This is a genomic window from Arcobacter vandammei, assembly GCF_016106035.1.
Lineage (GTDB): Bacteria > Campylobacterota > Campylobacteria > Campylobacterales > Arcobacteraceae > Aliarcobacter > Aliarcobacter vandammei.
This window is the reverse complement of the sequence record NZ_JADKPZ010000020.1, coordinates 1-18157: the sequence shown is the minus strand read 5'-3', so window position 1 is coordinate 18157 and position 18157 is coordinate 1. Positions and strand designations below refer to the sequence as shown.

Annotated in this window: 25 protein-coding genes; 6 read left to right on the top strand and 19 right to left on the bottom strand. The window is 27.1% G+C overall.

The genetic code is table 11. The features are described 5' to 3' along the window. Genes rpsD through rpmJ form a run of 4 tightly spaced genes read right to left on the bottom strand, consistent with a single transcriptional unit; the run spans position 1 to position 1527 of the window. The gene (rpsD, locus tag IQC44_RS10120) at positions 1 to 627 is read right to left on the bottom strand and encodes a 30S ribosomal protein S4 (RefSeq protein WP_198306247.1); all 627 of its coding nucleotides are present in this window, start codon (positions 625 to 627) and stop codon (positions 1 to 3) included. Between the two features lie 10 nt (positions 628 to 637). Then, on the bottom strand, positions 638 to 1030 hold the full coding sequence (gene rpsK / locus IQC44_RS10115; RefSeq protein WP_198306246.1) for a 30S ribosomal protein S11: 393 nt from the start codon (positions 1028 to 1030) through the stop codon (positions 638 to 640). Positions 1031 to 1039: 9 nt separating this feature from the next. Further along, the gene (gene rpsM, locus IQC44_RS10110; RefSeq protein ID WP_198306245.1) at positions 1040 to 1408 is read right to left on the bottom strand and encodes a 30S ribosomal protein S13; all 369 of its coding nucleotides are present in this window, start codon (positions 1406 to 1408) and stop codon (positions 1040 to 1042) included. A gap of 5 nt (positions 1409 to 1413) precedes the next feature. After that, the gene (gene rpmJ / locus IQC44_RS10105; RefSeq protein WP_004509205.1) at positions 1414 to 1527 is read right to left on the bottom strand and encodes a 50S ribosomal protein L36; all 114 of its coding nucleotides are present in this window, start codon (positions 1525 to 1527) and stop codon (positions 1414 to 1416) included. Between the two features lie 254 nt (positions 1528 to 1781). Here rpmJ and IQC44_RS10100 point away from each other — a divergent pair, with 254 nt between their 5' ends. Next, positions 1782 to 2141, top strand: coding sequence for an HIT family protein (locus IQC44_RS10100; protein WP_198306244.1), 360 nt, complete (start codon positions 1782 to 1784; stop codon positions 2139 to 2141). A 19-nt stretch (positions 2142 to 2160) separates the two neighbouring features. Here the strand turns inward: IQC44_RS10100 and IQC44_RS10095 are convergent, their stop codons facing one another. From IQC44_RS10095 to IQC44_RS10085, 3 genes are read right to left on the bottom strand one after another with little or no spacing between them, the layout of a single operon-like run. Then, positions 2161 to 3090: an exopolyphosphatase gene (locus IQC44_RS10095; RefSeq protein WP_198306243.1), complete on the bottom strand. Its 930-nt coding sequence runs from the start codon at positions 3088 to 3090 to the stop codon at positions 2161 to 2163. Between the two features lie 9 nt (positions 3091 to 3099). Further along, on the bottom strand, positions 3100 to 4167 hold the full coding sequence (gene leuB, locus IQC44_RS10090) for a 3-isopropylmalate dehydrogenase (RefSeq protein WP_198306242.1): 1068 nt from the start codon (positions 4165 to 4167) through the stop codon (positions 3100 to 3102). After that, positions 4167 to 4667: a 3-isopropylmalate dehydratase small subunit gene (locus IQC44_RS10085; protein WP_198306241.1), complete on the bottom strand. Its 501-nt coding sequence runs from the start codon at positions 4665 to 4667 to the stop codon at positions 4167 to 4169. The genes leuB and IQC44_RS10085 overlap by 1 nt, the downstream gene beginning before the upstream one ends. 151 nt (positions 4668 to 4818) lie before the next feature. Here IQC44_RS10085 and rpoD point away from each other — a divergent pair, with 151 nt between their 5' ends. After that, the gene (gene rpoD / locus IQC44_RS10080; protein ID WP_198306240.1) at positions 4819 to 6693 is read left to right on the top strand and encodes an RNA polymerase sigma factor RpoD; all 1875 of its coding nucleotides are present in this window, start codon (positions 4819 to 4821) and stop codon (positions 6691 to 6693) included. A 53-nt stretch (positions 6694 to 6746) separates the two neighbouring features. Next, positions 6747 to 7622, top strand: a complete 876-nt coding sequence (locus IQC44_RS10075; protein WP_198306239.1) for a DUF234 domain-containing protein — start codon at positions 6747 to 6749, stop codon at positions 7620 to 7622. 12 nt (positions 7623 to 7634) lie between these two features. Here IQC44_RS10075 and IQC44_RS10070 read toward each other — a convergent pair whose 3' ends face one another. Continuing rightward, the gene (locus tag IQC44_RS10070; RefSeq protein ID WP_198306238.1) at positions 7635 to 8654 is read right to left on the bottom strand and encodes an aldo/keto reductase; all 1020 of its coding nucleotides are present in this window, start codon (positions 8652 to 8654) and stop codon (positions 7635 to 7637) included. A 23-nt stretch (positions 8655 to 8677) separates the two neighbouring features. Then, positions 8678 to 9652, bottom strand: coding sequence for an SLAC1 anion channel family protein (locus IQC44_RS10065; protein WP_198306237.1), 975 nt, complete (start codon positions 9650 to 9652; stop codon positions 8678 to 8680). Positions 9653 to 9699: 47 nt separating this feature from the next. Here IQC44_RS10065 and IQC44_RS10060 point away from each other — a divergent pair, with 47 nt between their 5' ends. After that, a complete protein-coding gene (locus tag IQC44_RS10060; RefSeq protein ID WP_198306236.1) occupies positions 9700 to 9906 on the top strand; it encodes a malate dehydrogenase in 207 nt (68 codons plus the stop codon). Positions 9907 to 9987: 81 nt separating this feature from the next. Further along, complete coding sequence (locus IQC44_RS10055) at positions 9988 to 10485, top strand: SixA phosphatase family protein (RefSeq protein ID WP_198306235.1); 498 nt, start codon at positions 9988 to 9990, stop codon at positions 10483 to 10485. Here the strand turns inward: IQC44_RS10055 and IQC44_RS10050 are convergent. The 3 genes from IQC44_RS10050 to rpe are packed head-to-tail and all read right to left on the bottom strand — an operon-like array spanning position 10474 to position 12520. Further along, a complete protein-coding gene (locus IQC44_RS10050) occupies positions 10474 to 11289 on the bottom strand; it encodes a 3'-5' exonuclease (protein WP_198306234.1) in 816 nt (271 codons plus the stop codon). The two genes, IQC44_RS10055 and IQC44_RS10050, sit on opposite strands and share 12 nt — an antisense overlap. Then, positions 11276 to 11869: a phosphoribosylanthranilate isomerase gene (locus IQC44_RS10045; RefSeq protein WP_198306233.1), complete on the bottom strand. Its 594-nt coding sequence runs from the start codon at positions 11867 to 11869 to the stop codon at positions 11276 to 11278. The genes IQC44_RS10050 and IQC44_RS10045 overlap by 14 nt, the downstream gene beginning before the upstream one ends. A 9-nt stretch (positions 11870 to 11878) precedes the next feature. After that, entirely contained in the window at positions 11879 to 12520 is a 642-nt protein-coding gene (gene rpe / locus IQC44_RS10040; RefSeq protein WP_198306232.1) for a ribulose-phosphate 3-epimerase, read from the bottom strand. 112 nt (positions 12521 to 12632) lie between these two features. Here rpe and IQC44_RS10035 point away from each other — a divergent pair, with 112 nt between their 5' ends. Beyond that, a complete protein-coding gene (locus IQC44_RS10035) occupies positions 12633 to 13637 on the top strand; it encodes a phospholipase A (protein WP_198306231.1) in 1005 nt (334 codons plus the stop codon). A 1-nt stretch (position 13638) separates the two neighbouring features. Here IQC44_RS10035 and IQC44_RS10030 read toward each other — a convergent pair whose 3' ends face one another. Genes IQC44_RS10030 through IQC44_RS10000 form a run of 7 tightly spaced genes read right to left on the bottom strand, consistent with a single transcriptional unit; the run spans position 13639 to position 17926 of the window. Next, positions 13639 to 14112 carry a c-type cytochrome gene (locus tag IQC44_RS10030; protein WP_198306230.1) on the bottom strand — a complete coding sequence of 158 codons (474 nt, stop codon included), beginning with the start codon at positions 14110 to 14112 and terminating at the stop codon, positions 13639 to 13641. After that, positions 14113 to 14694 (bottom strand): NUDIX domain-containing protein, encoded by a 582-nt coding sequence (locus IQC44_RS10025; protein WP_198306229.1) that lies wholly within the window; start codon positions 14692 to 14694, stop codon positions 14113 to 14115. 53 nt (positions 14695 to 14747) lie between these two features. After that, the gene (locus IQC44_RS10020; RefSeq protein ID WP_198306228.1) at positions 14748 to 15920 is read right to left on the bottom strand and encodes a sensor histidine kinase; all 1173 of its coding nucleotides are present in this window, start codon (positions 15918 to 15920) and stop codon (positions 14748 to 14750) included. Continuing rightward, the gene (locus IQC44_RS10015) at positions 15913 to 16569 is read right to left on the bottom strand and encodes a response regulator transcription factor (RefSeq protein ID WP_024775150.1); all 657 of its coding nucleotides are present in this window, start codon (positions 16567 to 16569) and stop codon (positions 15913 to 15915) included. The genes IQC44_RS10020 and IQC44_RS10015 overlap by 8 nt, the downstream gene beginning before the upstream one ends. After that, the gene (locus tag IQC44_RS10010) at positions 16569 to 17069 is read right to left on the bottom strand and encodes a YajQ family cyclic di-GMP-binding protein (RefSeq protein ID WP_024775151.1); all 501 of its coding nucleotides are present in this window, start codon (positions 17067 to 17069) and stop codon (positions 16569 to 16571) included. The genes IQC44_RS10015 and IQC44_RS10010 overlap by 1 nt, the downstream gene beginning before the upstream one ends. 13 nt (positions 17070 to 17082) lie before the next feature. After that, positions 17083 to 17469 carry a DUF423 domain-containing protein gene (locus IQC44_RS10005; RefSeq protein ID WP_198306227.1) on the bottom strand — a complete coding sequence of 129 codons (387 nt, stop codon included), beginning with the start codon at positions 17467 to 17469 and terminating at the stop codon, positions 17083 to 17085. After that, on the bottom strand, positions 17456 to 17926 hold the full coding sequence (locus IQC44_RS10000; protein WP_198306226.1) for a phosphoribosyltransferase: 471 nt from the start codon (positions 17924 to 17926) through the stop codon (positions 17456 to 17458). The genes IQC44_RS10005 and IQC44_RS10000 overlap by 14 nt, the downstream gene beginning before the upstream one ends. Positions 17927 to 18157 lie beyond the last annotated feature (231 nt).

Here is an 18157-nt window from a genome sequence, read left to right as displayed (position 1 = left end):
TTATTTAGAATATAACTCTACGATTAATCTCTCTTCAACAGGGATAACTACTTCTTCTCTAGCAGGTATTCTTGTGAAAATTCCAAATACTTTATCTTTATCAACATTAACCCAATCAACCATTCCAGTTTGATTTGTTAATTCAATAGCTCTTTTAATTTGAGGATTATTTTTAGATTTCTCTTTAATCTCAATTTTTTGTCCAGCTTTTACCAAGTATGAAGGAATATCAACTTTTTTACCATCAACTAAAATGTGACCATGTGTTGTAATTTGTCTAGCGAATGCTCTTGTTGTAGCAAATCCCATTCTATAAACAACATTATCTAATCTTTGTTCAATTAATGAAATAAGAATAGCTCCTGTATTTCCTTCTCTTCTTACTGCTTCTTTGAAGTAGTTAGAGAATTGTTTTTCAGAAACACCATACATAAATTTAACTTTTTGTTTTTCTCTTAATTGTAAACCATACTCAGAGATTTTAGCTCTTCTTTGTCCATGCTGTCCTGGAGCAAATGGTCTTTTTTCTAAAGCACTTTTACCTGATAGTCTTCTCTCACCTTTAAGTCCAAGATCTGCTTCAAGTCTTCTTTCGATTTTTTCTACTGGTCCTCTATATCTTGCCATTATTTACTCCTTACACTCTTCTTCTTTTAGGAGGTCTACAACCATTATGTGGTAATGGTGTAACATCTTTTAACCAAGTAACTCTAACTCCGTTTATAGCACCAACTGATTTAACAGCAGTATCTCTTCCAGAACCAGGACCTTGAATTTTAATTCCTACATTTTTAATACCATGTTCCATTGCTTTTGTCATAGCATCTTCAACTGCAGCTTGAGCAGCAAATGGAGTTGATTTTTTAGAACCTTTAAACCCTAAGTTTCCAGCACTTGACCATGCAATAACATTTCCTGCATTATCTGTAACTGTAACTAACGTATTGTTAAAACTTGCAGCAATATGGATGATTCCATCAGCAATATTTTTTCTTACAATTTTTTTTCTAGTAACTTTTCTTTTTGCCATCATCTATCCTTATTTAGTCGCTGCACCGATAGTTTTCTTTTTACCTTTTCTTGTTCGTGCATTAGTTTTAGTCTTTTGCCCTCTACAAGGTAAACCTTTTCTATGTCTTAAACCTCTATATGAACCTAAATCCATTAAAGCTTTAATATCCATTGCAACTTTTTTTCTAAGATCACCCTCAACCATATAGTTCTCTTGGATTTCTTTTCTGATTAAAGCAGCTTCGTCTTCTGTTAATTCAAATGCTCTTTTATTTAAATCAATTCCAGTTGCATTTAAAATCAATCTTGAATTATGTAATCCAATTCCAAAGATGTATGTTAAAGCATACTCCATTCTTTTTTTATTTGGTAAATCAACACCCGCGATTCTTGCCATGTGTCTTATCCTTGTCTTTGTTTATGTTTTTTGTTTTCGCAGATTACTCTTACGATACCTCTTCTTTTGATAACTTTACATTTATCACACATTTTTTTAACTGAAGCTCTTACTTTCATAAGTCTCGTCCTTCTTATCATTTGTGTTTAGTTTCCACTTTACAACAGGAAAAAGCCTTAAAAAATAGTAATTTTATTTTTAAGCTTTTACCAACTCTTTATAAAATATCAAATCTATTTTATAAAAACTTCTTCTATTGGTTGAAAAATGGAATTGGATTATATTTAAGATTTGCTTAATCTTTGTTGAAAGTCTTATAATTTCTTTTATATACTTTATAGTACTATTATAAATATTATAGTGGAGAATAAAAATGGAAATTTTTAAAAATAAATTAATAAGAATTGAAATAGAAAAAAGTGAAATTCCTTGGCTAAAAATCTTTTTAAATAGAAGTGCAAAAGAGTTTTCAGATTGTAATTTTGAAGAGAAAATGGAGATTCTTAAATTTTTAGAGATTATTGAAAAAACTATGCTAGAGTTTTATAATCCTGATAAAATAAATATTGCCTCATTTGGTAACTATGTAGTACAAGTTCATTTTCATATAATGGCAAGATTTAAAAATGATAGCTATTTTCCTGAATCTATGTGGGGAGTAAAACAAAGAGATGCAAATTTAAACTTGCCCTCTTTTGAAGATTTTATAGTAGAGTTAAAAAAGAGATTTTAATCTTTTTAACTCTTAAAAACTATCCATCTTGATTTATTTTTTTAATTAACTCTTCTAAAACAATATTGGCTTTATCAATATCTATTTGGCATCCACCAGCAGCCATATGACCACCTCCACCATATTTAAGCATTAGTTCTCCAACATTTGTTTTTGAACTTTTATTAATAATTGATTTTCCTGTACTAAATACTATATTTTGTTTATCTTTACCCCAAACAGCATGGATTGAGATATTTTGTTCAGGATTTAGTGCATAAACCAAAAATCTATTTCCAGGATAAATAATCTCTTCATCCTTATAATCAATAATTAATAGATTTTTATGAACTGTTGTACATCTATAAAGTTGTTCTTTAAACTCTTTTTCATATTTAAAGTATAAATCAACTCTCTCTTTAATATCTGGTAGTTTTAAAATATCTTCAATATTATGGTTTGCACAATAATCAATTAAATCCATCATTAGTGCATAGTTTGAAATTCTAAAATCTCTAAATCTTCCAAGTCCAGTTCTACTATCCATTAAAAAGCTAAGCAATGCCCAACCTTTTGGCTCTAAAATATCATCTATTGTAAAATCTGCACTATCAGCTTTGTTTGCCCAATACATCATATCATCAAAATTTGAAGGAAATTTCTCTTTTCCTCCATAGTAATCATATACAACTTGTGCTGCACTTGCTGCATTTGGATCAATTATATGGTTATCAAATTTTTCATTTCTTAAAGTTTCACTAAAATGGTGATCAAAAGCTAGATTTACTCCTTTTACATAAGGAAGATTCGTTGTAATATCATTTTGCGTTATAGCAATTTTTCCATCTTGCATATCTTTTGGATGCACAAATGTAATCTCATCTATAATTCCTAAATATTTTAAAAGTGTTCCACAAACAAGCCCATCCATATCACTTCGTGTTACTAATCTAAACTTTTTTTCACTCATTTTCAAACCTTATTTATTGATATACTCTACTATTTTATCACCAATAGCAACACAATTTAAAACCTCTTTTGCATCAAATGCTGCTAAATCTTTCGTTCTATATCCATCTTTTAGTGCATCTTTTATAGCTTTTTCTATAATGTCTGCTGCTTTTTCTTCATTTAAAGTATATCTTAGCATCATAGCAGCACTTAAAATTGTAGCTATTGGGTTTGCAATTCCAAGTCCTGCAATATCAGGTGCAGATCCGTGAATTGGTTCATAAATTGCAGTTTTTTCACCTGTACTTGCACTTGGTAATAATCCAATAGAACCAACAACCATAGAAGCAGTATCACTTAAAATATCACCAAAAATATTTCCAGTAACAATAACATCAAACTGTTTTGGGTTTCTTACTAATTGCATCGCAGCATTATCAACATACATATGTGAAACTTCAACTTCTGGATAAGATTTTGCAACTTCATTTACTGTATCTCTCCAAAGTTGTGAAACTTCTAAAACATTTGCTTTATCAACAGAGCAAACTCTTTTATCTCTTTTCATTGCTAATTCAAAAGCAACTTTTGAAATTCTTTCAATCTCTGGTTTTGTATATACCATTGTATTAAATGCTTTAAATCCATCATTCTCTCGTGGTTTTCCAAAATAAATTCCACCAATTAACTCTCGAACAACCATAATATCACAACCTTTGATAACTTCTGGTTTTAAAGTTGATGCATTTACAAGCTCATCATAAACAATAGCAGGTCTAAGGTTTGCAAAAACTCCCATAGCCTCTCTAAACTTTAAAAGTCCTGTTTCAGGTCTTAAATCTCTTGGAAGTGTATCCCACTTTTCTCCACCAATTGCACCAAACAGACAAGCATCACTTGCTAGTACTCCATCAACTGTCTCTTGAGGAAGTGGAATACCAACTGTATCAATAGCAATTCCACCCATTAAATACTCTTTATATGATAGAGTAAAATCACATTTTTTTGAAACTGCATCAAGAACTTTTATAGCTTCTGTTACAATCTCTGGACCAATTCCGTCACCTTTTATTACTGATAAATTGTAGTTTTTCATTAGTTTGCCTTTTTCATTTCATCAATTGCATAGTTTATAAGTCCACCACTTGAGATTAACTCTTGCATAAATGGAGGAATTGGTATAAATTTGTAAGTTTTATTTGTTGTATTGTTTGTAATTTCTCCATTATCTAAATCAATACTAATCTCTTCACCCTCTTTTATCTCTAAACTTTCAGGTAGTTCAAATATAGGAAGTCCCATATTAAATGCATTTCTATAAAAAATTCTAGCAAACGACGGAGCTACAACAGCTGCAACACCAGCTGCTTTTAGTGCGATTGGAGCATGTTCTCTACTTGAACCACATCCGAAATTCTCACCAGCAACGATAATATCACCTTTTTGTAATTTTTTTGGAAAATCAGGATCTGCATCTTCCATAACATATTTTGCTAAGTGAACTGGATCTGAACTATTTAAATATCTTGCAGCTATAATAACATCTGTATCAATATTTGCTCCAAAGTTCCAAACTTTACCTGTAATTTTACTCATATTTTATCCTTAAAATTTTTTAGACAATAATTAAGCTGTTATTTTATCTAAATTTATAGTAAACTTTCTTTAAATAGAGCATCTTAATCTCTTATTTAAATTATTTGGGTATAATATACAACTATTTTATAAGGGAGGATTTCCTAAATCTATGAGTACAAAAGATATAAATAAGGTTATTGAACAACTAATCAAAGAGTATAAAGATTCAGTTCTTACATACGAAAAAATTATTAAGATATTTCCAAAAGCACCAACAGGTGCAACTATCAAAAAAATTCTTGCCCTTGTTCAACTATATAATGTAACAGTTATAAGCTCTCAAGAACAAGCAAAACTTTTAAATGATGAAGAGGCAAAAAAAAGAAGAGAGCAAAGAGAGAAGCTAATTGAAGCTGAAGATGATGAGTTTGATTTATTAAAAAACAAAGAGCTTATGGAGTGGTCAAGATCTGATTCACCTGTAAGAATGTATCTTAGAGAAATGGGGCAAATTCCACTTCTAACAAAAGATGAAGAAGTTGAAATTTCTAAAAGAATAGAGACTGGAGAAGATATTATTCTTGATGCTATTTGCTATGTTCCATACTTAATTGATTTTATTTTAGAGTATAAAGAACCATTAGTAAATAGAGAAAGAAAAGTAAAAGAGCTATTCAAAAACTTCGACGATGAAACGGAAGAAGAAGAGGAAGAAGAGGAGCTTGATGATTATGAAGATTCTGATGATTATGATGGAGATGAGGAAGATAAAAAATTATCAGGGGCAAAACAAAAAAAACTAGATAAAAGAGCTCAAACTATTATTGAAGCATTTAAAGAGCTTGAAAAAGCTAAAAAAGAGTGGCTTAAATTTCAAGCAAAAGAGACTGCAAAAAGTGAAGATGAAGTTGATATGATGACATTTAATCTTGCAACTGCATTTAAGAAAAAACAACTTAAAGAGACTCTTTTAGATTTAGGTCCAACATCAAAATTAATTACTGAAATAGTAAAAGCTATGGAAACTTCACTAAAAAGCGAAGATGGTTTTGAAGATGAGTTAAAAAGATTAGAGTATAGACTTCCACTTTTTAATGAAACTTTACAAAAAAACCACCAAAAGATTTTAGATAATATTATAAATTTATCAAAAGTTCAAATAACAGCAATGGTTCCTGAAGCTACAATGGTTTCAACATATATGGAAATTAAAAAATTATTCCAAACAGCGGAAGCTTCTAAAGATGGTTTTGATTTAACACCTGAAGAGTTAAAAGCCGTTTTAGAGCAAATTAAAAGAGGTAAACAAATAACAGATACTTCAAAAACTAGAATGGCTCAATCAAACCTTAGACTTGTTGTTTCTATTGCAAAAAGATATACAAATAGAGGTTTACCATTCTTAGATTTAATTCAAGAGGGAAATATTGGGCTTATGAAAGCTGTTGATAAGTTTGAGTATAAAAAAGGTTATAAATTCTCAACTTATGCTACTTGGTGGATAAGACAAGCAATTTCACGAGCAATTGCAGATCAAGCAAGAACTATTAGAATTCCTATTCATATGATTGAAACAATAAATCGTATAAATAAAATTATAAGAAAAGGTGTTCAAGAAAATGGGAAAGAGCCTGATGTTGAAGAGATTGCAAAAGAGGTTGGATTACCTGTTGATAAAGTAAAACAAGTAATTAAAATCACAAAAGAGCCTGTATCTTTAGAAGCACCAATTGGAAGTGATGATGATGGTAAATTTGGGGATTTTGTTCCAGATGAAAAAGCACCAACACCAATTGATAATATTATGAAAGAGGATTTACAAGGTCAAATTGACCAAATTCTTGGACAATTAAACGAAAGAGAACAAGCAGTTATTAGAATGAGATTTGGTCTTATGGAAGATGCAAGTGATAGAACTCTTGAAGAAATTGGAAAAGAGTTAAGTGTTACAAGAGAAAGAGTAAGACAAATTGAATCAAGTGCTATTAAAAAATTAAAACACCCAAAAGTTGGGAAAAATCTTAAAAATTATGTAGAGAGTTAATCTCTGCATAAATTCTTATAAAATTCTAGCTTTAAAAAAAGGCAAAATAAAAAATGATTATTTTAGATAAATCAATAAAAGAGCTATTTCAATATTTTTGTAAAGAAAACAGCATAGATGATATGCAAATAGCTATAAAATACTTTACAGTATTTGGTGGGCTTGATATAAAAATAGATACAACAAAACCTATTTTAGAGCTAATAGAGAAACATATTTTAAACAACTATTTAGAGTTTAAAAATGAAATAAATTACCTTACAGGTGGATATTCTGTAAATCATGCTGTACTTTCAGGAGTTGCACTTGGTGATAGAAAAACTACAAATTCTTTTAAAAGAGCATTTGTAAGCTTTGAAGAGGGAATGAAATGTGTAGATGCTTTGTATGAAAAAGAGATAATAGATATTGATTCATCTAGTCACTTTTTACTAGGAAAAAGAGGTGAAAAAATAGTAAAAAAACTACTTTTTGTAAATCCATTTCTTAGATTTTGGTTTGCTTTTGTATCTCCTATTTATAAAGGTATTAAAGAGGGCAATTATGATGAGTTTAAAGTAAAATTTCAAAATAGAGAGTCTGATTTTAGTGATTTTATCTTTGAAGAACTAGCTTTATCTTTTGTAAAAAATCATCTTCTTGATGAAGAGATAAAACAGCACGGACAATTTTGGGATGAAAAAATACAAATTCCAATCGTTGCAAAAACAGTTTCAAACAAAACTATTGTTGGATTTTGTAAATATAGTGATAGTAAAATCAAGAAAAGTGATTTAAATAGATTTTTGGAAGATTTAAGAAGTGAAGATATATCTTATGATATTTTAGTTATTTTTACAAAAAATGGCTATACAACTGAAGTAAAAAATCTAAAAAATGAGTCTTTAAGACTTTTTAATGTTAAGAGTTTAAAAGCTTTAATTTCTTAAGAAATTAAAGCTTCAACCCATAGGATAAAGAATATTTTTTTGAATCTCTTCTATTTTTTCCATAGTTTGCTTATTTAGTTTATAATCAATTGCTTCAAAACTCTCTTTTAACTGCTCTTGTTTTCTAGCTCCAATAATTGTAGATGCTACAAAATCAAACTCTTTTGAGTAAGCAACTGCTAAAGTAACAGGCGAAATTCCGAGCTCTTTTGCCAAAATCAAATACTCTTTTGTAGCTTCTAAAGTCTTAGGATTTACAAATCTATGTGCCATAGCTTGAACTCTTTTATTGCTATTTTTTAGATACATTGCAAATCGTACATCAGGAGATACAAAATCGCTATTATATTTTCCACTTAAAACTCCACCAGCAATTGGTGAATATGGAAGAAGTGAAATTTTTTCATTTCTACAAACAGTTGATAATTCATCGTGAAATCGTGGATTCAATAGTGAAAAATTATTTTGAATAGACTCAAATCTAGCTAATCCCCTATTCTTACTTGTTTCATTTGCTTTTGTTAATCCATAAGCACTATCGTTTGAAGTTCCTAAATATCGTACTTTTCCTTCACGAACTAAGTCATCAAAAGCTTTTAAACTCTCTTCAATAGGCACAACAGTATCTGGCCAATGCATTTGATAAAGATCTATATAATCAGTTTCAAGTCGTTTTAAACTCCCCTCCACTGCTCTTTTTATATGAAAACTATCAATTGCTGTAAGCCCATGTCGTACAGGTGGCACAAACCAACCACTTGCAGCACCAGCAATTTTTGTGGCTAATATTATGCTATCTCTTGGTTTTGTTTTTAGCCATTTTGCTACTATTTTTTCAGTTAAACCAACAGTCTCTTTTTTTGGGCTTACGGGATAGAGTTCAGCTGTATCATAAAAATTTATTCCTCTATCATAAGCACTATCAAGGATAGAAAATGCCTCTTTTTCATCTGTACTACTTCCAAAAGTCATAGTCCCCATACATAAACTACTTACTCTTAAACCACTTTTTCCTATATATCTAAATTCCATTTTATTAAGCCTTTTCTAGCATTTTATTCCATTATACAAATCTCTTTCTTAAACATATGCTTTATAGTTTGTATAGCAACTAAAAAAACTATTAGTGTTGTTATAAAGGCTAGAAAAAAAGATAAATAGCTATAAAAATCTTTTTTTGTAAGCTCAAACATAAGTATTGAACTAAGTGTAACAGCAGCCATAGGAAAAGTAAATGCCCACCAAGAGATAAAAAATTTTATTTTTACAAAATTTTTATATAAAAAGGCTACTAAAATAGTAAAAAATATACCCAAAGAAAATAGTATTTGAGCAAAAAAATCCAAATTTTCTGTTAATTTTATATATGAGATAAAACCAATAGCAGGAGGTGCGATTAAAATAAACATTGTAGGCATAAATTTTGGTGCAAAAGGATTGTGAAAAATAACTCTATTTAAAATAATTGAGAATAAAATTATCCAAAAAAACATCCCAATAGAGAAGTAAAAAATTAAAATAGAGTTATCAAAAAAACCAACTCCAGCAATAGGAACTATTAAATTTCCAACAATAGGAATAAACCAAGCAGGGTTTGAATGAACTATCTCAAGATTATTATTTATCCAAAATCTAATAGTAAAATATGTTAAAAATAGATGTAAACTTGCTCCAAAATAGAAAAATATTGAAGCTATATCAAGGTTGAACTCTCTATATGTAGCTGATAAAATAAGCATAGATATAGAACTAGCTGCAAAAAAGTTTATTCTAATTGGATGATTTAGCTCTTTTTTCACTTCATCTTTATATTTTATTATTTTTGCTAAATATGTAAGACAGATTAAGATAAAAAGAGCTGTTGTAATAGTTATCAGAGTTACTGAAAAAAAACTAGGAAAAGCAAAAATATGGTTTAGCCTTTCAAAAACCAAAGTAAGACCACCAAGCCCCATAATTGTGGCAAACATCATAATAGGAAAAAACTGCAATCTATTTGAGGGAATTGCTTTTATACTCTCTTCACTCATTTTTAAACCTCTTTTAGTAAAATTATAAGAAAATTTAGGATTTAAACTTGACAAAAGAAAAAATAGTAGATTTAAGAGGCTCAAATCTTGAATTTATACAAAAAGATGAGACAATAAAACTATTAAGTTTCAATAAGCAAAAGATGAGTTTAGAAATAGCAATTTTCAAAAATGATAAGTTTATAAAAAATAGCTCTATGGTTTTTGCTCATCTTCCCAAAACTTTAAAAGCAAGTTTAAACCCTAAAAGGTGAATTATAGCTATATAATTTTTAAAGTATAATTGAAATAAAATAAGTTTTACTTATCATTTTTAAATAAGGATATTTTATAATATGAAAGAGTTAATTTTAATAAGACATGCAAAATCATCTTGGAAAGATACAAGCTTAAAAGATTTTGATCGACCTTTAAATAAAAGAGGAGAAAAAGATGCTCCTTTTATGGCTAAAATTCTAAAAAGACTTATAAAATCACCAGATTTAATAATCTCATCTCCTTCAAAAAGAACAAAATTAACTTTAGATTTTTTTATAAAAGAATTTAAATATAAAAATGAAGAAATAATTTTTGATAAATCAATTTATGAAGCACCTTATATAAATCTTTTAAAAGTTATTAAAAATATAGATAATAAAAATAAAATAGCTTTTCTATTTGGACATAATCCAGGACTAAATGATTTAACAAATTATTTAATTGATAATTTTACAGAGAATATCCCAACAAGTGGAATTTTAAAGATAAATTTTGATGTAAAATCTTGGGAAAATATAGAAGAAAAAAGTGGAAATTTAGAGTTTTTTAAATATCCAAAAATGCTAAGTATCTAATTTTATAATATTATTTGACTTAGAAAAAGCTATTAAATCTTCAGTAAATTTTATTTTTTCAGAATCAATATTTTTTAAGCAATTCTCAAAAATAATTTCTGTAGAAAGAGCATCATAATATGCTCTATGGTGATTTTCAACATCTATATTTAAAAGTTCTTTTAAAGTACTAAGTCCATACTTTGGTGATATAATTGTTCTTTTTGCAAGATCAATAGTACATAGTTTTCTATTTAAAAGCTTTCCTAAATTATATTTTTCAAAACTATCTGAAATAAAATTATAATCAAATTTTATATCATGAGCAACAAAAACATCATCACCTAAAAACTCTTTGAACTCTTTTAAAACTTTTTCTAATCTTGGAGCAGTTTCTAGCATTTCTAAAGTAATATTTGTAACTTCTTGAATATAAGGTGGTATCTCTCTTGCAAAAACTAAAGAGTCAAATTTATCTATAATCTCCCCATTTTTATATTTTACAGCACCTAATTCTATTATTTGATGACCTTTTTTTGGGCTTCCACCATTTGTTTCAATATCAACAAAACAAAAAGTTTGTTCACTTAAAATATTTTGAGTAGTTTTAAGATAAACAAAATTATCTTTTATATCAAGTGGCAAACCATTTATTAAAAGTAATTCAAACTCTAACTCACTATTTTCATAAAATTTATCACTTATGTTTTCTAAAAGCTTCAAAAACTCTTCAAACTCTATTGGTTCTTTTTTTAATCTTCTTAAAATATCCAAGAATGTTGGTTTTGTTGGTTTTAAAATATACCTTCTTTTAGGCGATTTCATAAGCCTCTTTTATAAACTCAATTAGTTTTTGTTTATCTTTTTTGCCTTTTTCAATCTCAACAGCACTACTTACATCAACACCAAAAAAACCAAAACCATTTAGCTCTTTTAGATTATTTTTTTCTAATCCACCCGCAAGAATAAATTTTGAACAATCAAGATTTGAAAATAGTTTAAGATTAACTCTTTTTCCCATTCCACCAAAACCATCAACAAAGGCATCTACTAAATAGTAATCATCATTTAGATTTTCTAAATCTTTTTTATCTTTTACTCTAATTACTTTTATATATTTTGGTTCTAGTTTTACATAATTTATAGAGTTTTCATCATCAATTATTTGTGCTAATTGCATTTTACTACTTTTGCAAACACTATTTATAAACTCTTCATTTTCATTTACAAAAAGCCCAACACTTTGTACAAAAGGTGGAAGTTTTTCTACAATTTCTAGTGCTTTTTGAGGTTCAATATATCTAGGTGATGGTTTATAAAATACAAAACCAAGTGCTGATGCACCTGCATTTATAGCATTTAGTGCATCATTTAGGTTTGTGATTCCACAAATTTTTACTCTCAAAACTATTTCCTAAACTCTTAAGCTATCAATTGCTTCTTTATAATCACTACTACCAAAAACATAACTTCCTGCAACAACAATATCAACACCAGCATCTTTTAGCTCTTGTATATTTTTATTGCTAACTCCTCCATCAACTTCTATTAAACAGTTTGGATTTCTTTTATTTATAAGCTCTTTTAGTTTTTTTGTCTTTTCTAAAATCGTAGGAATAAATTTTTGTCCACCAAAACCTGGATTTACAGACATTAGTAAAACCATATCCAGATCTTGAAGTAAATACTCAATATCTTCAACTTTTGTGTGAGGATTTAACACAATTGCAGGGCTAATTCCAAGACCTCTTATTTTTTGAATAAGTCTATGTGGATGTTTTTCACTTTCAAGATGAAAAGATAAATATTTTGGTTTTAAAGGTGCAAATAAATCTACAAAGAAATTATTATTTTCTACCATTAAATGAATATCAAGAGGTTTTGTAGCAGCTTTTGCAACTGGTTCAACCACAACTGGTCCAATAGTTAAATTTGGTACAAAATGACCATCCATAACATCAACATGAACTAAATCACAACCAGCATCACAAATAGCTTTTATATCTCTTTCTAAATTCCCAAAATCAGCCGATAAAATCGATGGTGCAACTAACATTTCTTACCTTTTCATAAAATTAGGCAAGATTATATCAATTTGTGGCTTTTATATTCTATAAATCAATATTTAAGTAGAATAGATAAAAAAATAATTTATGGATATATTTACAATGAAAAAATTTTTATCTATTTTAACTTGTACTCTTTGTTTTGCTTCAAATGAACAGATATTAATTGAAGCTCAAAAACTAGAAGATGAAGGAAATTTTAAGGCAGCTATGCTTTTATATAAACAAGTTGCAACTTTAAATAACAACAAAGAAGATAAATATTTAGAAGATATAAATAAAAATTCTCAAGATAAAAACAGTAGTTCAAATCTAAAAAGGGCATTTTTTGAAAGACAAATTGATCCTGTTGATGATAAAGAAACAAAAACAAATTTGGAACAAATAGTTACAAAAGATTTTGGAATTTATCCTTATAAGAAGAATTATGTTCTCCCTTTGGCATATACTTTTAAAAATATTGAAGATAGGCATAATTTTGAAACAACCTTTCAAATAAGTATTGAAAAACCACTATTTGAAAATTTTTTAGGACTTGATGAGATAATTAGTCTTGCATATACACAAAAATCTTATTGGCAAACAACAAAACATTCATCTCCTTTTAGAGAGACAAATTATGAACCAGAAATTTTTATTCAAATTCCAATAAAAGAGAATGAATATTTTAAAGCATTAAAAGCCTCATTAATACACTCATCAAATGGAAAAAAAGATGAACAAAGTAGATCTTTAAATAGAATATATTTAGAAGGCTATTTTCAATTATCAAATCTTTTCATAGCTCCAAAGGTTTGGTATAGAATTCCTGAAACAAATGGAGATGATGATAATCCAGATTTTCACAAATATTATGGTTATGGCGATTTAAGTTTACTTTATGCATATAAGCAACACACTTTTGAATTGCTATTAAGAAATAATCTTAGATTTGATAAAACAAATAAAGGAGCTTTTGAATTTAACTGGACTTTTCCGCTTCCTGAGTTTATGGCATCCAAAAATTCTTATGGGCTCTTCCAAGCTTTTCATGGCTATGGACAAAGTTTGATTGATTATGATAGAGAGATTACAAATATTGGATTAGGAATAGCCTTTTCAAGATAGGCTACTTCTTTTTAATATTATTTTGTTCTTTCATATTTTGAATGTAGTAATAAATAGCTTCAATTTCATCTTCTACCAAAAAATATGTAGGCATAACATTTGCTTGATAAATTAACTTATCACAAACTTGTTCTTTTTCAAACTTCATATTTTCATTTTTTTTAGAATTTATCTTTTTTGAAAAAATATCATATTCTATATATTTTATATCAGGAGCTACCAAAGAACAGTTAAATTCTTGCTTACTATTTGTTTTGTGTTCATTTATTGTATGTTTAAATTCAACTATTTTTTTGCCTCTTGCATCATCGCCATGACAGTTGTTACACCCTATTCCTCTTGGATTATTAAAAAGCATTTTCCCATACTCATATTTTGTAATAAATGAGTTATTTATATCTAACTCTTCAGGAACAAAATCTTCTTCTGCTACTAATATTAAAGATAATATAAAAATTATTAAATATTTTTTCATCTATAAACCTAAACTACTTTTATTTTTTAAAAACCAATATAAAGAGAACATTAATCCTGGAGTTTTAGCCTTTTTTTCATCAAAAATAAACTCATCAACACTATTTATATCAAGAAAAAACAACTCAATTTGCTCATCATTTATTCCACCACCACTATGAATTTTTTGGCTTTCATCAATAGTAGCAAAAAATAGATACTGCTTTGCTCCACTAATTCCAACATTAGTAAAAAAAGAGGTGATTTTTTGTAAGTTTGCTAACTCTACTTTATATCCACACTCCTCATCTATCTCCTCAATAGCAATCTCTTCAATAGTTTTATCTTTATCAACAAGTCCAGCACAAAGCTCAAAAGTAAACTTAATACTTTCATCATTTAGGAAAACTGGTATTCTAAACTGTTTTACAAGCAAAAAAGCTTTTTTTTGGGTATGATATAGTAAAATCGATACACTATCATGACTTCTTACAGCTTCCCAAGTTTTTTTAACACCATTTTGTGTAAATTTAACTTTTATTGGTTTTATATAATTTGTCTCTTTTAATTCACAAATTTCTAAATTTTCTATTATATTTATCATCTTTTATCTTATATTTTTTTATATTTTAACAAAAAGTTTATTAATATAGATTTTCAATCCTTTTCACAAATATTTGAAAAATCTATAAAAAATTCACTTCCTATATTTTGTTCTGATTTTAAACTCAAAGCTAAATTGTACTCTTGACAAACTCCTTTTACAATATCAAGCCCTATTCCAAAACCACCTTCACTATTTTCACCTCTTTTATACCTTTTGAAAATTTCATCTTTTTCATTATCTTTTATTCCTATTCCAAAATCTTGAACTTTTAAAATATTATTTTTTAAAGAGATAATTATTTTTGAATCCTTTTTACTATATTTTATTGCATTTGAAATAAGATTATTTATTACTCTTTGAGCCTTTGTTTTATCCATTTTTATAACACAACTATTTAAATTTTGATTTATCTCAATGTTTTTCAAAATTGCAATATCAGCAAAAAAATCTATACTTTCAAACAACAAATCTTTTAAATCGAAACTTGAAATATGATTATTTTTAAATTCATTAAAAGTTGTAAATTGTATATCATTATAAACTTGAGAGATTTGTTTTGAACTGCTAGTAATATATTTCATCATTTTTTCTGGATTTTTACCACTTTTTAGCATTGAAACCGAACTTAAAAGAACAGTTATTGGTGTATTTAACTCGTGGGCTGAATCTTTTATAAATTTATCCATATCTAAAACTCTTTTTTTAATAGGTTTTAAAAGTATTAAAGATAATAAATAACCAACAAAAGCTATAAAAACAATACTTAAAAATAGAACAATAAAAATAATATATTGTAAATTCTTAATATCATTATACTCTTGACAACTCTCCATAAGTATATATTTTACAGCTATTTCATCTTCATTTATAGTTGTAATAAAATAGTTATATTTAAAATTTGAGAAATTATGTTTATTAAAATCAACATTTAATTCTTCATCTAAATATGAAAAAATAATATTTTTATCCTTATCAAATAGTGCATATTTTATATATTGATTTTCCAACTTTACTGGCTCAAATTTCTCATTTTTCATATACTTATCCACAATCTGACTTTTTATCTGCATCGAAGAGTTGTAAAGTTCCATACTACAACTATTTTTTAGAGATTTTACTTCATTCATATAGTAAATATATATAATTGTACCTAATAAAAAAATAGTAGAAGTTATATAAATAGTTAAAAAACCTAGAAAAGCTTTCTTCTCTTCTTTATTCAAATTTATAACCAACTCCTCTGATTGTACTAATTCTATTTTTACCAATAATTTCTCTTATAGTTTTTATATAAACTCTTATTGTAGCATCACTTGGAGCTTCATTATAATTCCAAATATTTTGAAATAACTCATCATTTGAAATAACTCTTGACTTATGGTTTATAAAATATCTTAAAATGTCTTTCTCTTTTTGTGCAATATTTATAATCTTATCATTTTTAATAATTTGAGAAAGTTCTGGTTTAAAAATAGTGTTATCATCTAAAAAGAAATTATCTTCTTTTAGCAAAAATTCTCTATTTAATTTTGATATTCTAATTTTTAATTCTTCTAAATCAAAAGGTTTTCTAATATAATCATCAGCTCTATTTTCAAAAGCTTTTTTAAGATTACTTATATCATGATATGCTGTTATTATGATTATTGGTATATTATTCTTATATCTATTTCTAAGTTCTATCAATACTTCAAGTCCTGATAAACTTGGAGTATTAATATCTAAAATTGCTAAATCAAATCTATTTTCTATAAGTTTTTCTAGAGCATCTTCACCATTTTCACATGATGTTACTTCGAAATCATTATCACTTAAAAAATCACTCAAAATATCATTTAAGGCTATATCATCTTCAAGAAGTAAAATCTTCATTATTTAAAGTTATCAAATACTAAAGGAGCTTTTAAATCTAAAGTTTTTAAATGTTTCATAATAGTCTGTAAATCATCAATATTCTTTCCAGTGACCCTAATAGTATCTCCTTGATTTAAAGCTGTTACTTTTAATTTAAGATTTTTTATTTCAGTTTGAATTTTTTTTGCTTCATCTTTTTCAATACTATCTATTATTTTATAAGTATATTTTCTATTCCCACCACTACTATCTTCTTTTTTTACCTCTTCTAAGGAGTTAATACTTATACCTCTTTTATTCATTTTTGATATCATAATATCTAACATAGCATCAATTTTATTGTCACTAGCACTCACTAAAGTTAAACTTTTAGCACCAATATTTAAATCTATATCTTTTGAAATACCTTTAAAATCATATCTATTTTCAATCTCTTTTTGTGCTTGAATTACTGCATTTTTCATCTCTTGCATATCAAGCTTTGCTGAAATATCTAAAGAATGTTCTTTTACTGCCATAATAATTTTCTCCTTAATCTTTTAAAATTCCAAAAAATAATAACAAATAAGCAATTATTTGTAAAGTCCCACCAATTGGTGTTATTGCTCCTAGAATTGGCATATTTAAAATTGTAAGCACATATAATGAAACACTAAATATCAAAGTACCTATTACTATTAAATAAAGACTTATTTTTATTTTTCTTGAATTTTCTTTCAAAGAATATATAAATGTTGCAAAAAATAATCCAAATGTATTATAAAATTGATATTCAACACCCGTATGAAATATCCTTAACATATCTGGTTCAAGTATTTTTTTAAGTCCATGAGCACCAAAAGCACCAAGCATTATTGCTGTTGCCATAAAAAAAGTAGCAAGTGCTAAAAATTTTTTAGCTTTGTTATCTATTATCATTTCTATCCTCTAAATCTAAATCAACTTCCCAAAAAAACTCTATCCAAGTTTCAGCTTTTTTTACACTAAAATCTGGTTTTATAACTGCTTCATCTTTATAAAAAAGTGTTGCTATTTTAAAATCAATATTTGGATATTTATCTTTTAAAAGTTTTAAAACTTCATTTATTGTTTGACCACTATCAATAATATCATCAACAATCAAAACCTTTTTTAATCCACCTAAATTTGGTATATTAAAAATTTCAATACTATCTTTTTGTGTTTTCCTATCATAAGAAATTGTATTTATAGTAAAAATATTTCTTTGATTTAAAGCTTGTGACATAAGATGAGATAGAGTTAAACCACCTCTTGCAATACTTAAAATTGCATCCTCTTTAAAATTTTTACATAAAAATAATAATTTTAAAGTATCATTTTTAAACATTTCATAACTATAATATAGCTTATTCAACAACTAATCCTTTATTTTTTAAAGAATATACATTATACAAAAGCTTTTAATAAAAATAGCTTTTAAATATAAATAATAGTAGTTAAATGTGACCTAGAGGGAAAAACCCTAACAAATAAGTAAATAGTAAAAATAAACTTGAATAAAATAGAATAAATAAAAAAAGCCTTCCTAAACCTAGAAAAGACTAGACTGAGGAAGGCTTTGTAAAAACTCAAAGCTGGCAGTGAC

What these genes read in the sequence shown, in the direction of transcription:
- rpsD (WP_198306247.1), bottom strand. Translation starts at nt 627, where the DNA reads ATGGCAAGATATAGAGGACCAGTAGAAAAAATCGAAAGAAGACTTGAA.
- rpsK (WP_198306246.1), bottom strand. Translation starts at nt 1,030, where the DNA reads ATGGCAAAAAGAAAAGTTACTAGAAAAAAAATTGTAAGAAAAAATATT.
- rpsM (WP_198306245.1), bottom strand. Translation starts at nt 1,408, where the DNA reads ATGGCAAGAATCGCGGGTGTTGATTTACCAAATAAAAAAAGAATGGAG.
- rpmJ (WP_004509205.1), bottom strand. Translation starts at nt 1,527, where the DNA reads ATGAAAGTAAGAGCTTCAGTTAAAAAAATGTGTGATAAATGTAAAGTT.
- IQC44_RS10100 (WP_198306244.1), top strand. Translation starts at nt 1,782, where the DNA reads ATGGAAATTTTTAAAAATAAATTAATAAGAATTGAAATAGAAAAAAGT.
- IQC44_RS10095 (WP_198306243.1), bottom strand. Translation starts at nt 3,090, where the DNA reads ATGAGTGAAAAAAAGTTTAGATTAGTAACACGAAGTGATATGGATGGG.
- leuB (WP_198306242.1), bottom strand. Translation starts at nt 4,167, where the DNA reads ATGAAAAACTACAATTTATCAGTAATAAAAGGTGACGGAATTGGTCCA.
- IQC44_RS10085 (WP_198306241.1), bottom strand. Translation starts at nt 4,667, where the DNA reads ATGAGTAAAATTACAGGTAAAGTTTGGAACTTTGGAGCAAATATTGAT.
- rpoD (WP_198306240.1), top strand. Translation starts at nt 4,819, where the DNA reads ATGAGTACAAAAGATATAAATAAGGTTATTGAACAACTAATCAAAGAG.
- IQC44_RS10075 (WP_198306239.1), top strand. Translation starts at nt 6,747, where the DNA reads ATGATTATTTTAGATAAATCAATAAAAGAGCTATTTCAATATTTTTGT.
- IQC44_RS10070 (WP_198306238.1), bottom strand. Translation starts at nt 8,654, where the DNA reads ATGGAATTTAGATATATAGGAAAAAGTGGTTTAAGAGTAAGTAGTTTA.
- IQC44_RS10065 (WP_198306237.1), bottom strand. Translation starts at nt 9,652, where the DNA reads ATGAGTGAAGAGAGTATAAAAGCAATTCCCTCAAATAGATTGCAGTTT.
- IQC44_RS10055 (WP_198306235.1), top strand. Translation starts at nt 9,988, where the DNA reads ATGAAAGAGTTAATTTTAATAAGACATGCAAAATCATCTTGGAAAGAT.
- IQC44_RS10050 (WP_198306234.1), bottom strand. Translation starts at nt 11,289, where the DNA reads ATGAAATCGCCTAAAAGAAGGTATATTTTAAAACCAACAAAACCAACA.
- rpe (WP_198306232.1), bottom strand. Translation starts at nt 12,520, where the DNA reads ATGTTAGTTGCACCATCGATTTTATCGGCTGATTTTGGGAATTTAGAA.
- IQC44_RS10035 (WP_198306231.1), top strand. Translation starts at nt 12,633, where the DNA reads ATGAAAAAATTTTTATCTATTTTAACTTGTACTCTTTGTTTTGCTTCA.
- IQC44_RS10030 (WP_198306230.1), bottom strand. Translation starts at nt 14,112, where the DNA reads ATGAAAAAATATTTAATAATTTTTATATTATCTTTAATATTAGTAGCA.
- IQC44_RS10025 (WP_198306229.1), bottom strand. Translation starts at nt 14,694, where the DNA reads ATGATAAATATAATAGAAAATTTAGAAATTTGTGAATTAAAAGAGACA.
- IQC44_RS10015 (WP_024775150.1), bottom strand. Translation starts at nt 16,569, where the DNA reads ATGAAGATTTTACTTCTTGAAGATGATATAGCCTTAAATGATATTTTG.
- IQC44_RS10010 (WP_024775151.1), bottom strand. Translation starts at nt 17,069, where the DNA reads ATGGCAGTAAAAGAACATTCTTTAGATATTTCAGCAAAGCTTGATATG.
- IQC44_RS10005 (WP_198306227.1), bottom strand. Translation starts at nt 17,469, where the DNA reads ATGATAATAGATAACAAAGCTAAAAAATTTTTAGCACTTGCTACTTTT.